This is a genomic window from Bradyrhizobium sp. sBnM-33 (assembly GCF_032917945.1).
Lineage (GTDB): Bacteria > Pseudomonadota > Alphaproteobacteria > Rhizobiales > Xanthobacteraceae > Bradyrhizobium.
This window is the reverse complement of sequence record NZ_CP136624.1, coordinates 2,119,959-2,133,193: the sequence shown is the minus strand read 5'-3', so window position 1 is coordinate 2,133,193 and position 13,235 is coordinate 2,119,959. Positions and strand designations below refer to the sequence as shown.

Here is a 13,235-nt window from a genome sequence, read left to right as displayed (position 1 = left end):
GTGAATTGGAGGAACGGATTGAAAAAGCGGCCGCCCCACGTAGGGGGCGGCCAGTGAGCGTCCGTCGCGGGAGAAACGTGACGACGAACGAATTGGAAGAGAGCGCGGTGGTTAGAGTCTGCGCCGCCGACGGCCCAAGGACGACACCGACTGGTGACAGATTCAGAACGCCGAAGGCGTACAGCACCTCAAATCTCTCCACGCGGCCGACAGCAGAGTGTTTTCCGGCCCGTGCACGGTCGACTTGAATCAGGGTCGGCGACTGCCAGGCGATCTCAGGAATTCAGTAGATCGAGGATGTATTTGACGGTGAGCTCCGTCGTCGGGATGATAAGGTCATCGGAGGCTCCAAATGTCGGTGTATGCACCAACGACTCGTTGCCCAGCGCTCCGCTGCCGAACCAGAAGTAGATTGATGGCACGCACGCCGCATAGAAGCCGAAATCGTCGCTACCTGCTATCTCTTTCTTGCCGTTGAAGAAAGCATCGCGGCCGGCGGTGTCGTGGACGAGTTGCCGGAAGCGCCTCACCATTTCGGCATCATTGATGACAGGAGGCTCGCCTGTGCGAATGATGCACTCGGCGTGCCCGCGGTGCATCGCAGCAACTCCTTCGGCTACTTCACGCACACGCTGGGACAGGAGCGCCCGACGTTCCGAGCTGCTGGTCCTGATCGTCCCCTCCATGACGACCGTAGGGCAGATGATGTTGGTAGCCTCGCCGCCATGAATGGTGCCGACGGTGACGACCGCGCCATCATCGACCGGCATTTCGCGCGAAACCACCTTCTGCACCTCGTTGATAAAGGCTGCAGCGATGGCAATCGCGTCGACGCCCTTATGGGGCGATGCCCCATGCGCCATCTTGCCAGTGATGGTGAGTTTGAATTGGTCGGCGGATTTGGTGACAGCGCCCTCCTGCGCGCCGAACACGCCGGCGGGAATTCCGGGACTGACGTGGAAGCCGACGGCCCGGTCAAACCCGTCCAGCAACCTGTCCTCTTGCACCGTACGCCCACCGAGCGGCTCCGCCTCCTCGGCCGGCTGGAAGAAGACGCGGACCTTACCCGCGAAATTGTCGCGCAGCCGGTGGAAAGCGAGCGCAGTACCAAGCGCGATGGAGCCGTGCACGTCATGACCGCAGGCATGCATCACGCCGTTGACTTGCGAGCGATAGGGGAGATCCTCGCGCGCTTCCTGGATCGGCAGCGCGTCGATATCGCCGCGCACCGCAATCGACCGTTGCGGGCCGGAGGCCCTACCTTCAATATCGACGTAGAGGCCGGTGTTGTGAAAAGTCTTGGCGCCGTCAAGCCCGAAGCGCTGCAGTATGCCGCGGATCCGCTCTTGCGTCTTCCACTCCGCGTTGGAGAGCTCAGGCTCTTGATGCATGGCGTGTCGAAGCTCGATCACAGCATCGCGCTCGGCATCCGATAAAAAACTGTTCGTGCGTGTGCTCATTGGCCTGAATCCTTCGTCCGCGCCGCTGATCGGCCGTCCACACATGAAACTTATCCTAGCTCGAAGAAGACAATTGGCCAACTTTTGCGCCTCATGCGCATACATTCGGCTGGTTTTCCTTCTTCCGTGCAGGACTTCATCGTGAACGGCGACCCGCATCGACGCGCAAGGATTAACGGCATGGCAGCAGGAAAAGTGGTCTGCTTTGGCTACTCGGTGCGATCACAGATCTGTCGCCGACAGCTCGCAGCCCGAAGCGGCTGCACGCAGCCGGGACCGACGAAGGCTCTCTCGATCACGTTACCCAAACCCTCGGCTGCGACTTCGTTTCTCGTTTTTATGGCGGTCGGCTGCGAGCGAGACGCCCCTCGACTGTTAAAACAATCGATAGCGATCGCAAGCGGCCACTACTTCGCTGGGCGGCTGGGCGTCATGCCGGCGATCACAGCGAAGACCATGCTGACTGCGAGGAGAACAAGCCTGATATCAAAGAGCGTTAGGACGAGCATGGTGATGCACCGGCGCCAGGAGTGGCTTACACCGCCGATCGAGGCCCGCCCTGGATACTCCTGGAAGGCTGCCGGCCGCGGGAGCCGGGAGCGCGCGCTGACCGCTGGGCCTTGACCGCCATCATGTGACATAGATGGCAACCAGCCAGAGCACGGGCAGAAGCACCAGCATCGAAGCCACTGCCGCGATCGTCGGATCAATCTCGTGGCGCATATTCTCCCACATGTTCAGAGGGGCAGAGTTCGAATCGAGAGGCCGCTTACCAGCGACGTTGTGACGACCTCATCAAAACTACGGATAAACGCGAACGCGGCCCCGGCAATAATGCCCAGCATAATCAGGGCAGCGTTACTCTGATGAAGGTCCGCAGCGGCCCGGCCCTCATGCTCTTTGCCGCCTGCTCCAGCCGCCGATCGAAATTGGCCAAAATCGCCGAGACGATCACGACGACATAGCAGCTGATTGAGCCGACGCTATGGGCCAGGACGATGCCGGTCTTCGTGCCGATCAGTCCGAGATTGAGTAGTCCGAGATAGGCGGCGATTCCGACGACGATGCTCGGAAAGGTGATCGGCGTCAGCATCACCATGGTCAGCACGCTGCACGGCCGGGGAAAGGTACGGCTGAGACCCGTGGGCTGCGAGTGCGCCGACGATGGTAGACAGGGTGGCGACCGAAACACCTATCTCAATGCTGGCCCGGGCGGCGTCGGTCCATGACGGATTGTCGAAGAAAGAGGCACCACTGCAGTGAAAGTGCTGAAGGTGGGAATTCCAGAAACGGCTCGGCGCTGAACGACATGATGATGACCAGGAGGGAAACAGGAGGTAGAACATGACGAGTACGACGAATACCGTGCCGACGATCTTCCACCAGCGAGTCTTGCCTCCGGCGAGGTAGAGCCTGGCGGTCCAGCGCTTGCCCGCCAGGGCAGCGCGTCAACAAGCCGCATGAAGGTAGCGGGCTCCGCCAGGGTTTCTGTTCTAATTGTACCCTCCGACCTTGCGTATCTGAAAGATCAAGCCCGACCATGGAGAGCATGACTGTGGCAATGCCCAGGAGCAGGCACACGTGGACCAGGCTTTGGCCGTTTCACTAGCGTCAAGATAGTACCGAGTGCATAGCCTGATCGCCGGCCGATCAGGTGCGTTGCTCAGCGTTCAGAGATCCTGAAGCCCTCCGCACCAGAAGCCAAATCGGAAAAAAGTCGCGAAACAAGCCGCTAGCTACAACGCTATGAGGATCGCGATTCGCGAGGGGCTTGCTCCGCAAAACAACAGGGGGCGACTTCCTCATATCGCCACCGGATTGGAATAGCAGGTCGCTTGACACCCCCACCGGCCAGGGTGTGTCAGTTCCTGTAGCGAGTGCAGCCTGCAGGGGTCCTGCAGGCTGACGTTTTCGTTTATGGCGCCTGTGCCCCGAAATCAGATTTCAAAAATTTCCCGAGGCAGGCTGGAGAAGGTCTCAGCGCCGGTTTCGGTAACACGGAATGTTTCGCTGATGACGTAGCCGAAGTCCTCGTCGATCCAGTTTCCGAGCATCAGGTGGAAGGTCATATTCGGTTTTAGGACCGTCTGGTCATCGTCCCTGAGGCTGGCCGTCGGTTCTGTCCAGTCGATTCCGATGGCGTAGCCGCACCGCGACTTTTTTTCAAAACCATACTTTTTCAGGGTGGTGTTGAAAACCGCGGCAACATCGCCACAGGTCGCGCCGGGCTTTACGGTAGCGAGCGCGGCTTCCAAGCCGGCAACCTCACCCTCGTGAACTCTACGTAGGCGGTCTGAAGGCTTGCCGATTGAGAACGTCCGCATCAGGGCCGAGATATAGCCATGACGCACACCACCAAACTCAAGATTAATCTGCGAGCCCTGCCGGAAAATATCCTCGCCCCACCGGATATGGGCGGTGGCCGAACGCGGTGAAGCACACAGGAAGAAGGAAGACAGATCCGTGCCCGGCTTGCCATTTGTGCCGCGCACCAGTGTCGCAATGATCTCTGCCGCCGCATCGGCCTCTCTCACCCCCGGCCGGATCACCTGTTTCGCTCGCAGCATCCCCGCATCCGCAATGGCCGCCGACTCCCGCATCACGGCGATTTCGAGATCGGACTTGATTCCCCGAATCCAGTGGACGGTGTTACCGAAATCGACCGTTGTGGCTTTCGGCATTTTCGTCTTGAATTTTTCGACCGCCTGAACCGAGATGAATTTCTTCTCAAGCCCAACCCGCCCGCTGGCAACGCCTTTATCATGCAGGAACTCGATCACTGCGTCAAAGCCGTCCATTTCGGGATTGGCAATGAGAGCCTCAGGATAGCCAACGACCCGACCATTATCGATGAACATCTGATGCATCGCCGCCGGTGCATCCATATGCCGCGTAAAGAAGCTCGGCTCCTCTTCCTTCAAGAAAATGATCAGACCTTGCGGCACATAAGCAGATTTGCTGGTGTAGCCGGAAAGATAGGTGATGTTGGCCGGACTTGTGACCATCAGCACATCGACCTCGCGTCGTTTCATTTCTGCCTTAACGGCGGATAATCTTCGCAGATATTCAGCACGCGGAAACGCTTGCGGGCCCTTTGGCATTGCCATGATCTTAGCTCCTTCTGTTGAATGTTGGATCGTTTAACTTTTAATCGTCTTTGGCTTGGCAATGCTCAAGCTTCAGGCAGACCGGACCGCCGTAGACGTCCGGGAGCGCCGGAGGCTGTACGAACGGCATTGAGAGGACGTGACCAGAGACCAGCCTGTGTGCATCCTCATGGCGTCGATTCCGATCATGGAAGTCTTCAAGTCACGTCAACGATACTTACGCGTACGATCTGTCGGTGCAGCAAAGCATGTCAGCGCGGTGAGGCGAGCAAGCGCCCGAACCCGGCTATGGGATCGCGAAAGCCAGCGAGACGAAGCGCATCCCAAGCCATTGCCTGAGAACTGCTGACCACCGGCACGCCGATCTCCCTTTCCAGGCTATCGATGTACGGCACCACGGGGGTGGCAGTGCAGGAGATGAAGAGCGCATCCGGCGCTGTATGACGCATGAGTGCTTTGGCCGCACTGAAGATGGATTCGCGACGCAACTCGCCGATTTCGGCGTCGGTCGACTTAGCGAAGGTCCCGTCGGCAGTAATTTCGAACCCGTTTTCACGAAAGAAGGGAAGGAACGACCTGTGCACCCTGGGTTCATAGGGTGTGAGCAGCGCTATTCTCTGTGCTTTGAACTGTCGCAGCGCTGCAACGCCAGCCACGGCAGGAGAGGTATAGTTGACGCCGGGTCTTGCTTTCGCAAGCTGCGACAGCAGGCTTTTCATGCCCAAAGCAACCGTCCCGCTAGTGCAACTGAAGGCAAGCACATCGAAACGCCCGGCGGGCGGGAGCGTGTCGGCAACATCCGCAAAGGAAGTTGCCAGCGAGAAGCCGCCGCCGCTGTGGTCATAGGCGGTTCTCGTTGTAAAGACTGACACTCGATCCTTGGGCATTATAGAGACAAAAGCATCACCTCCCACTTCGTCCGTTGAGAGCAGGATGAGTCCTATGCGGGCAACCACCTTTGACGGACTCGTCAGCCCTTCGAAAATTCTCGTCGAATTTTGCTCTTCCATGGCTGTCTCTCAAGCAGAGCTGTACGCGGGGCGCCCCCGGCCCGGTGCCAGCTTGCCACCGACCGCTCTGCATATTGTCCTGTTTTGCCAAGAAATAATGGTCGATGATCGAGACAAAGCGACAGGCGGGCCAAGTCTGTCGGAGCGAACATCAGGAGCTCGCCAACCAAGGCGCTCAAGGGGCGCGCTCAGCAATAGCTCCGAAGTACGACCGGGAGGACGAAGGATCTCGCCTGCATGCGGCGTGTCCGGCTCGCGCTGGCTCATTGTTTCCTTGCCTTGAATTTTTGCCGGAACCTTGGTCACCCGGAAGCCTTCATCTCGTTGGGAAAAACATTACTTGGGCCTAAAGCGCAATTTCACTGATGTAACGCTTCGTGTAGACGAAATTATGCACGTGACGGGCTAATTGCGAAGTTTCACTACGCGACCTCTCGGATCGACGCGAACAACCATCCAAGCTTTGGAAAGTGGATGGGCCCAACCAGCCGCTGCCCACGCGGAAAGCCCAGGTAGGTGGTCACCGCGAGCCCGTTTAAACCACTCGCAAGCAATAGGTGCTAGCGAGCACCATCCCGACAGTTTCATGCCCATTTATCTACGGAGTATCTATTCGTTGACCGGACTTGCCTTGCGTTTTCGCTGTACAAAGGTGAATTGTTTGCAGGTGGAGCCCATCCACCGTCGTTGGCTTCAATCGGAGAGTTACGTTTCCAGTGAATCGCTGCGAGGAAAGCCGTGCGACGAATTGTGATCATTCCCTCGCGTCTTCGCTCCATCAGGCTTCCGGGGATGGCGCTCGCAGACATCAAGGGTCGACCAATGATCGTTCAGGTGTCGCGGAGCATTGGAGGCAGGTGCACGGATCGACGTCTCCACTGTTCAAACGGAGCCGTTAGGTGTGGATAGGTTGGACGATTTGGTCGCGGCTCGTAGACTAGTGAAGAAGCAAGCAACTGACTGATGAAAACCGCGGGCCACCCGGCAGTGCGGACCCGAACCACATCCAGGCCGATTGTCGCGAACGATATCGCACGACCTGTGACTTCGAGCCTGCGGACGGACCGATTTGTGATCCGACGAGTTTGATCAAAACGGTCGAAGTCGGATTTCTGCTGCGGTTCGGAATGCTCTGGGCGGCGATGGCAGCTCAGGTTCTTGGCTCGCTCTGCGGCTCGTACGGAGACTGGAAAGGTGGGCAGAGAACCAAAAGGCCCCCGGCGGGCATGCCGGAGGCCTCCTTGGAGGTTAACTCGATCTATTGAGCCTTTCCGTTTTCTCCTTCCGCTTGTTGAACAGAGAACTCACCAGTTGCGCTGCGCGCGGAGCATCAGCTGGAGGCTGCTCTGGTCCTTCAGCTCATAGGTAGCCGCTGGCTTGGCAATGCCAGCCTGCACCGGCAGGTTCACCGTGCTTCCGCTCGTATACTTTTGGTCGAGCATCACGTAAGCGACATCCGCCGAGAAGGTCAGATTCTTGACGGGGTTCCAGCGCGTGATCAGACCAACAACCGAATAGTTGAAGTCGGGGTTGCAGCCAGCAGCACCGCTTGACAGCGCGAGCGTTCCGACGAACGCGCCGCAGATGTGGCCCTTGGCCGTGCCATTGTAACGGACAGCAGCCCAGGCACCGTAGACGGCCGTATTCCAATATGGATTCCAGTTGTGGGTATACGCGCCATTGAGGCCGTAGGTCGTGGTCAACTGCTGGCCACCTCCGGTAACGAAGACGGAATCAGAGACACCGGCGAGGCCGACGCTCTGGTAAGCTCCTCCGAGACCCGTACCGCCGTACATTGCGTAAGTGTACGCCGTATAAGGTTGGAAATTGTAACTGCTTGCCCCGTTGGTATATACGCCCTGGACGTTGATCGTATCACGCTCACCAGTCGGGATGTTTTTGATCGACAACGCCAGCTGTCCAGCCCAGCCCCATTTGTCGTCAGGATGGCCAGTCGTTTCGTCAACGCCATAGTAGCCGGCGTGGTTGTTATGCGCGGCAACCGACGCCTGCAAAAGACCCCAGGCTTGGTCAACTCGAAGCGCCGCGACAAGGTCTGGAGTTCGCGTACCGCCGATGTCACCGGCACCGTAGGTACCCGTAGCCAGACCTGCTGCCGTCGCGCCGCTTACGTTCCAAATATTGGTCGTATAGCGGGTGACCTGGTCCTCAGCGGAGAAGCTGAGCGAGACGCCTTGCCCGAGGTCAGCGGTGTAGGCGAACTGATTGACAGCTTCCCACCCGCCGCCGCCCGGCAGACCGTCGAAGCTGTTCCCCGGATAGTTGGTCCAGGGAGAGGAGAACTGCGACTGCGCTCTACCCATGGTGAAACCTGCGAACTGAAGGAACGCGTAGTAGACGCTGAGGTTACCACCAGAAATTTGGCCGCTACCGCTTCCTGCGGGGTTGGTTCCGCTATAGGCCGTCGCGCCATTGACGGCCGTTGTACCGGCACCGCTATAGCCGCCCGCGGTCCAGGTGAAGGCCAGCTCAGCGTACGTGCGAAGGACACCATATTCCGTGGCGGTGCGCGTATCTACGTTGAAGTCGAAACGGGATTGAGCCGTGTAGTAGTTGCTAAGGCGGTTGTGTGCGCCAGCGACGCCGCCTGTGGCGGCACCCCATACGCCGTTGGAGCCAAGAATGGTTGTGGCGCGCACGTAACCACCCAGCTTGATGCAGGTGTCGGTTCCGGGGATGTAGTAGAAGCCAACACCATACAGCGAGCAGACCTTTACGTATTCAACCGCCTTGGCCTTCACGGGAAGGTCGGCAGCCTGGACCCCGGCGCCGGCAAACATTGCCGCAGAACCGAGAATAAGACTCTTCATTAGTTTCATGGATGAACCTCCAAGTTGGAAACGTCGTTTCCGTCCTTCAAAGATCCGCGCTGCTAGCCTCACCTACTGGGCGGGTGCTTGACGGACGACGTCGAGGCGCCCCCTCTCCGTCCGTCCAAGGACTAATTCGCCAAATCAATTGTTGCAATTAATTAATTACTGCAATTGCTATTCGGTCGGAAAGCGTTGCCTTTCTGCAACGCCAGGGCTCGCTTGGCGCACAAAACCCGATTAGTAAAAAAAGAACCCCCAGGGGGCATCCCAGAGGTTCTCCTTGGAGATTTGAAACATGATCGCTGAAAAGATCTTCTAACGATCCGGAGCAGACGCTATCTCAAATTAATTGCATTTGTCAATTGATTTTTTACATGGCGCCTATGCCCGGTGTAGCCTTTCCCCATCGACTTAACACGGATACCTCTCTCGGGAGCAGTTACGGAGCGCGGCTTCGGCGGCTCCAAGTTTAGGCGGAATCACCGACATGGCTGAAAAACAAAAAATCGATAGAGCCGTTAGGGACTTCATCTGGAACATTGTCGAGATTCATTCCCAACTTGAGGAAGTACACAAGAGCTGGGCCCAGCTATTGGGATTAACCGAGCCACAGTGGTTGATTCTAATGGCCATCGACGAACTCGATGAAGGTCGCGGTGTCTCGGGGATAGCGGTTGCAGGCAAACTGCGCATCCATCCGGCGTTTGTCACCAATCAAACGAAGAAGCTAGAAACAATGGAGTTTCTGGCACGCGAACCATCGCCCGATGATGCAAGGTTCGTCCAAATGTCCTTAACTCAAAAGGCTCGTGCAGAAATTTCGAAACTGTCGATCAAGAGAGAGGCGCTCAACTCCACATTATTGGACGGTCTGGATGAGGCGTCGCTTGACTACCTCAATAAACGGCTAACCTCGATCGCCAAGAATACCCGATTGGCGTCGCAAAAGCTTAGTATAGGCGTATTGTAGGCGGTATGGACCAAAGCGGTTAAGCACGATCTGATGCAACGGCAAGATCGATCGCGCGGCCTCTACAGAGGCAAAGGCGGCTAAGAGTCGAAAGCTCAAGGCAGGGGCTCAATCAAATCCCGGCCTGTCCAACGATGGACGAGCGCCTTAACGGATTCACTATGCAGCTGCAGCGCGTGTGAGCTTCTTCTCCAGCCATCTGAAGATGTTGTCGTCTGAGGTCACGAAATTGTCAACCTCCCCGCCGGGGGCCCCTTGAATGATCTGCGGCACAGCCAAATCCAAATCGACGCTCGCCGCCATACAATCAGCCTGAAGTTTGATGGCCTCTGAGACGCTGACAATGCCTCGCCCACCCGCCACGACGAGTATTGGACAATTCAACTGTCGTGCCAATCGTGAGCGACACGCCGCCACCACGTCCTTATCTGCGTCATCTTGGGTGCTCGTCATCCAGCCAATGGACCCTCGAGTCCGCGTCCAATTCCAAATGCCAGCGTCGCAAACCGCCGCAGCGACACGGCTATCATACGCTGCGAAATCGGTGGCTAAGGCAGCCGATAAGCCATCTCCATAAACGGCGATTCGATTGCTATCGACGTCAGGCCGGGCCGACAAATGATCTAAACAATGAGACAATAAGATTTCCGATTCGCCGCGAGATTGATTTGCGATATCCTCATGAGAGACAACAAGGACGGACATTCCCCGACCAATCACCACAGGCAAGAGCCTGCCGAGCAGCGTCGCCCTGTTTTCTTCTTCGCTGCTGACGCAAATGACTGCCGGGCCGCATAAATGGGGAGTGCCAGCAGGCAAACAGTACGCCGATAATTCAATCTGATCGCCGCACGTAATTTGCAAGCTCTCCACCTTGTGGCCGAGAGCTAATGCGAACCTCTGAACGCCGGCCTCGACTTTGGCTGAAACGTCTGCACTGTCTCGATTATCGTCAGCAACTAGCCTCCTGGCAACTTCGAAGGCTGTGAGCGCGCAAAGCCACGCGTCCGTGGCCACATCGAAGACTCCCTTGCCTATGTTGAGGTCAGCAAGACGGTAATAGGCATCTCCGGTGGTTGTCCATGTCGCGGCCCAGTTCTGACGACCCATTCCCGCGCCCTCCCCCTGGGACGGCAGGCTGTCGAAGAACGCCGAGGCGCCCAGCCGTGTGGACGCAAGATCACCCCTCGCATGAGGCCAAGCACCAAACTCCATCGTTTTGTCCTCGGTGCAGATCCCTCACCCTTTGGTAGCATGCCCAATCAATATGCTGCTCGATTGGAGATAAAACCTATCGGTGAGACAGTGGCTTCGCAGGCTTTGATTGTTCATCTCTTTGTAATAAATATTAGCAAGCTCCAGACGCCGAAATTCCCTAATGGAGAGGCTTGCAACTCCGAAATACTGTGCCTGAAGCGGATTGTAGGCATTTTTCATGCGAATCCAGCCTCGGCTCTTCGGGAGAAGCAGCGATGACTATCTAAGCGTTGCCTGCCGGCTACCGCAGCAAGCCCGCTACCCTCAAGGGCCGTGAAGCCGCGCTTAGTGTGTACCCGCGCGTGCCGGCAGTACAACGGAAGCGAGGGGAGCCGGATTCGTGCTGCCCGCAAAGCTCATGGGCATTTGAACATTCACCATCCATCTGTTCGACTTCCCTTGACATCAAGAGTCACCGAGACCCATCTCCCCGATGGACAAAAAACAGAGCGCTTTCGATCTCCCGCGACAGCGTGGGGGCTCAAACCGTGGTCTCTCGAAGCGCGCCCGAAACTGTCGGCCTCGACCGCCACCAGGTGATGTAGAGAACGATCAGCCAGAGCACGGGCAGAAGCATCAGCAGCGACGCCACTGCTGCGATCGTCGGGTCGATCTCGTGGCGCATGTTCTCCCACATCTTCAGCGGCAGGGTGCGGATCGAGAATCCACTGATCAGCGACGATTTGACGACCTCGTCGAAAGAGTGGAGGAACGCGAGCAGAGCCCCCATGTGATCGGCGGCTGCCTCACCGAGACATACGCGATGGTGATCAGTGCCGACACGCATTGAGACGAGCGGCCCCATGTTCTTGGAGAGCCTCGGTCGTGGCTCGGCAAAGCACGAATTTGCAAGATCTTACTCCGTATTGGACTCGCGAAAAAGCCCTCGACGCCACTGGTAGATCGATGACGAAGTGGCCGTGCAGCGATTTGGGCCCGAAGGTCCATTCGCAACTATATTGGGAACGAATGTGTTGCGGTCGCGAGTCAAGAACGGCGTGTTTGCCATGTCAAAGCTGGAAAGGTAAGCGCAATGGGTATCTGGCCAAGCTTGTGAAGCGTGATCAACAGTCTCGTCCCGTCTGGCGCCTACGCTTTAACGACTCGTACATGGGAGTGCATTCAAGTCGCGCCTCGTCGCCCGGTTGGAGGGCCCGTCGCCCCGATGCGACGTGCTCCTGCACGACAAGCTCAGTGCTGCCGACACGGCATCGTATTTCGCACCGGGCAGGCACAGATCAAATTTTGCACGAGGGCGCAGATTATCTCCTGCCCCTCGGGCTCGGCGATGTTGACGGTGACCGATTTCTTGTTGCGGTTGAGGTCGCGTACCTTGGCGGGATCCCCGCACTCTGAGGTGCCCTGCAGCTCACGCTCGAATAGATGCCATAACTCAAGCTCCCGTCCTTCGGGCGTGGGGGCTTTTTGGATTCTGGATGCAGGACTGTGGCTCCGAAGGCCCAAGATTTAATGCCTAAGCTCAGGGTGTCCCAAGAATCAAGGCACGTCGATTTGACCTTGCGTCACGAAAACCAGCGTCGCGACACCCGAGTTGAGTCTGTGGTGAGCTGCAAGGTCGCTCAGGTGCGTGATTCGTTAGATCCTCGCGATCCCTCGACAGAGCCTCTCTTCCTCAGCTTACTGCCTTGTCGGTGCTCTCGCGGTAAATCCAGATCTATTTAGGCCGGCCGGGGGGTCAATTGATCAAGCCAGCGTGTAGCATGGCTTCGCGGATCTGAGCTTGCGTTTTTTCGCTAACCGGCACCATCGGCAATCTGACCGTCGACGAACATTTACCGATCAGCGACAACGCAAACTTGACTGGCGCAGGATTGCTCTCAACGAATAGGCTGACGTGTAATGGCGTGAGCTTGTCTTGCAATTCTAGCGCTGTCGCGTAGTCCCCAGCTAAGCATGCGTTTTGAAAGTGAGCACAGAGGCACGGGGCGACGTTCGAGGTTACGGAGATCCAGCCGTGGCCACCATGAGCCATAAAGCCGAGCGCGGTAATGTTTTCCCCCGAAAACTGATTGAAATCGCGCCCCATCGCCGCGCGCTGCTGCGAGACGCGGCCCAAATCGTTGGTCGCATCCTTTACCCCCGCAATGTTCTTCAATTCATAAAGCCGCTTCATGGTCTCCAGCGACATATCGACGACAGAACGCCCCGGGATATTGTAAATGATTATGGGAATCCCAATCGCGTCGTTAATCATCTTGTAGTGTTGGAAGAGACCTTCCTGACTTGGCTTGTTGTAGTACGGTGTAACGATCAATACCCCGTCCGCGCCGACCGTCTCTGCGTGTCTTGAGAAATCTATCGCCTCTGACGTGGAGTTTGAGCCGGCACCAGCGATTACCGGCACCCTTCCTCTAGCTTCTTCGACGCACCACTCAATTACTTGTTTGTGCTCATCGTGAGAGAGAGTCGGACTCTCGCCGGTAGTACCGACTGGCACCAAACCGTGCACTCCCTGCGCAATCTGCCATTCTACAAGACTGCGAAACGCCTCCTCGTCCAGATCGCCTTCATCAAAAGGCGTGACCAGGGCAGTAAAGCACCCTCGAAAGCGCCTTTTTTCCGTCATTGCATCCCTT

11 protein-coding genes are annotated in these 13,235 nt (G+C 57.3%); 2 read left to right on the top strand and 9 right to left on the bottom strand.

Annotation, left to right across the window (positions count from 1 at the left end; all coding sequences use genetic code 11):
• Positions 1–275: 275 nt before the first annotated feature.
• From RX328_RS09905 to RX328_RS09890, 4 genes are all read right to left on the bottom strand, one after another.
• Positions 276–1,460, bottom strand: coding sequence for a M20 family metallopeptidase (locus RX328_RS09905; protein ID WP_213255963.1), 1,185 nt, complete (start codon positions 1,458–1,460; stop codon positions 276–278).
• Positions 1,461–2,307: 847 nt separating this feature from the next.
• Positions 2,308–2,559 (bottom strand): ABC transporter permease, encoded by a 252-nt coding sequence (locus RX328_RS09900; RefSeq protein WP_249727142.1) that lies wholly within the window; start codon positions 2,557–2,559, stop codon positions 2,308–2,310.
• Positions 2,560–3,397: 838 nt separating this feature from the next.
• On the bottom strand, positions 3,398–4,567 hold the full coding sequence (locus RX328_RS09895) for a M24 family metallopeptidase (RefSeq protein WP_213255965.1): 1,170 nt from the start codon (positions 4,565–4,567) through the stop codon (positions 3,398–3,400).
• A gap of 251 nt (positions 4,568–4,818) precedes the next feature.
• The gene (locus tag RX328_RS09890) at positions 4,819–5,577 is read right to left on the bottom strand and encodes an aspartate/glutamate racemase family protein (RefSeq protein WP_213255967.1); all 759 of its coding nucleotides are present in this window, start codon (positions 5,575–5,577) and stop codon (positions 4,819–4,821) included.
• 738 nt (positions 5,578–6,315) lie between these two features.
• Between RX328_RS09890 and RX328_RS09885 the strand changes: the two genes are divergently transcribed.
• Positions 6,316–6,486 (top strand): cytidylyltransferase domain-containing protein, encoded by a 171-nt coding sequence (locus RX328_RS09885; RefSeq protein ID WP_317258669.1) that lies wholly within the window; start codon positions 6,316–6,318, stop codon positions 6,484–6,486.
• Positions 6,487–6,881: 395 nt separating this feature from the next.
• Here RX328_RS09885 and RX328_RS09880 read toward each other — a convergent pair whose 3' ends face one another.
• Positions 6,882–8,417: a porin gene (locus RX328_RS09880; RefSeq protein ID WP_213255969.1), complete on the bottom strand. Its 1,536-nt coding sequence runs from the start codon at positions 8,415–8,417 to the stop codon at positions 6,882–6,884.
• Between the two features lie 481 nt (positions 8,418–8,898).
• Between RX328_RS09880 and RX328_RS09875 the strand changes: the two genes are divergently transcribed.
• Positions 8,899–9,381: a MarR family winged helix-turn-helix transcriptional regulator gene (locus tag RX328_RS09875; RefSeq protein ID WP_213255971.1), complete on the top strand. Its 483-nt coding sequence runs from the start codon at positions 8,899–8,901 to the stop codon at positions 9,379–9,381.
• Positions 9,382–9,540: 159 nt separating this feature from the next.
• Here RX328_RS09875 and RX328_RS09870 read toward each other — a convergent pair whose 3' ends face one another.
• From RX328_RS09870 to dapA, 4 genes are all read right to left on the bottom strand, one after another.
• A complete protein-coding gene (locus RX328_RS09870; RefSeq protein WP_213255973.1) occupies positions 9,541–10,491 on the bottom strand; it encodes an alpha/beta hydrolase family protein in 951 nt (316 codons plus the stop codon).
• A 628-nt stretch (positions 10,492–11,119) separates the two neighbouring features.
• Positions 11,120–11,425 (bottom strand): hypothetical protein, encoded by a 306-nt coding sequence (locus tag RX328_RS09865; RefSeq protein WP_249727144.1) that lies wholly within the window; start codon positions 11,423–11,425, stop codon positions 11,120–11,122.
• 404 nt (positions 11,426–11,829) lie between these two features.
• Positions 11,830–12,102 carry a CoA transferase gene (locus tag RX328_RS43405; RefSeq protein ID WP_249727145.1) on the bottom strand — a complete coding sequence of 91 codons (273 nt, stop codon included), beginning with the start codon at positions 12,100–12,102 and terminating at the stop codon, positions 11,830–11,832.
• A 232-nt stretch (positions 12,103–12,334) separates the two neighbouring features.
• On the bottom strand, positions 12,335–13,225 hold the full coding sequence (gene dapA / locus RX328_RS09860) for a 4-hydroxy-tetrahydrodipicolinate synthase (protein WP_213255974.1): 891 nt from the start codon (positions 13,223–13,225) through the stop codon (positions 12,335–12,337).
• Positions 13,226–13,235 lie beyond the last annotated feature (10 nt).

Coding starts and splice junctions, on each gene's coding strand:
- RX328_RS09905 (WP_213255963.1), bottom strand. CDS start 1,460: ATGAGCACACGCACGAACAGTTTTTTATCGGATGCCGAGCGCGATGCT.
- RX328_RS09900 (WP_249727142.1), bottom strand. CDS start 2,559: ATGGTGATGCTGACGCCGATCACCTTTCCGAGCATCGTCGTCGGAATC.
- RX328_RS09895 (WP_213255965.1), bottom strand. CDS start 4,567: ATGGCAATGCCAAAGGGCCCGCAAGCGTTTCCGCGTGCTGAATATCTG.
- RX328_RS09890 (WP_213255967.1), bottom strand. CDS start 5,577: ATGGAAGAGCAAAATTCGACGAGAATTTTCGAAGGGCTGACGAGTCCG.
- RX328_RS09880 (WP_213255969.1), bottom strand. CDS start 8,417: ATGAAACTAATGAAGAGTCTTATTCTCGGTTCTGCGGCAATGTTTGCC.
- RX328_RS09875 (WP_213255971.1), top strand. CDS start 8,899: ATGGCTGAAAAACAAAAAATCGATAGAGCCGTTAGGGACTTCATCTGG.
- RX328_RS09870 (WP_213255973.1), bottom strand. CDS start 10,491: ATGGGTCGTCAGAACTGGGCCGCGACATGGACAACCACCGGAGATGCC.
- RX328_RS09865 (WP_249727144.1), bottom strand. CDS start 11,425: ATGCGTGTCGGCACTGATCACCATCGCGTATGTCTCGGTGAGGCAGCC.
- dapA (WP_213255974.1), bottom strand. CDS start 13,225: ATGACGGAAAAAAGGCGCTTTCGAGGGTGCTTTACTGCCCTGGTCACG.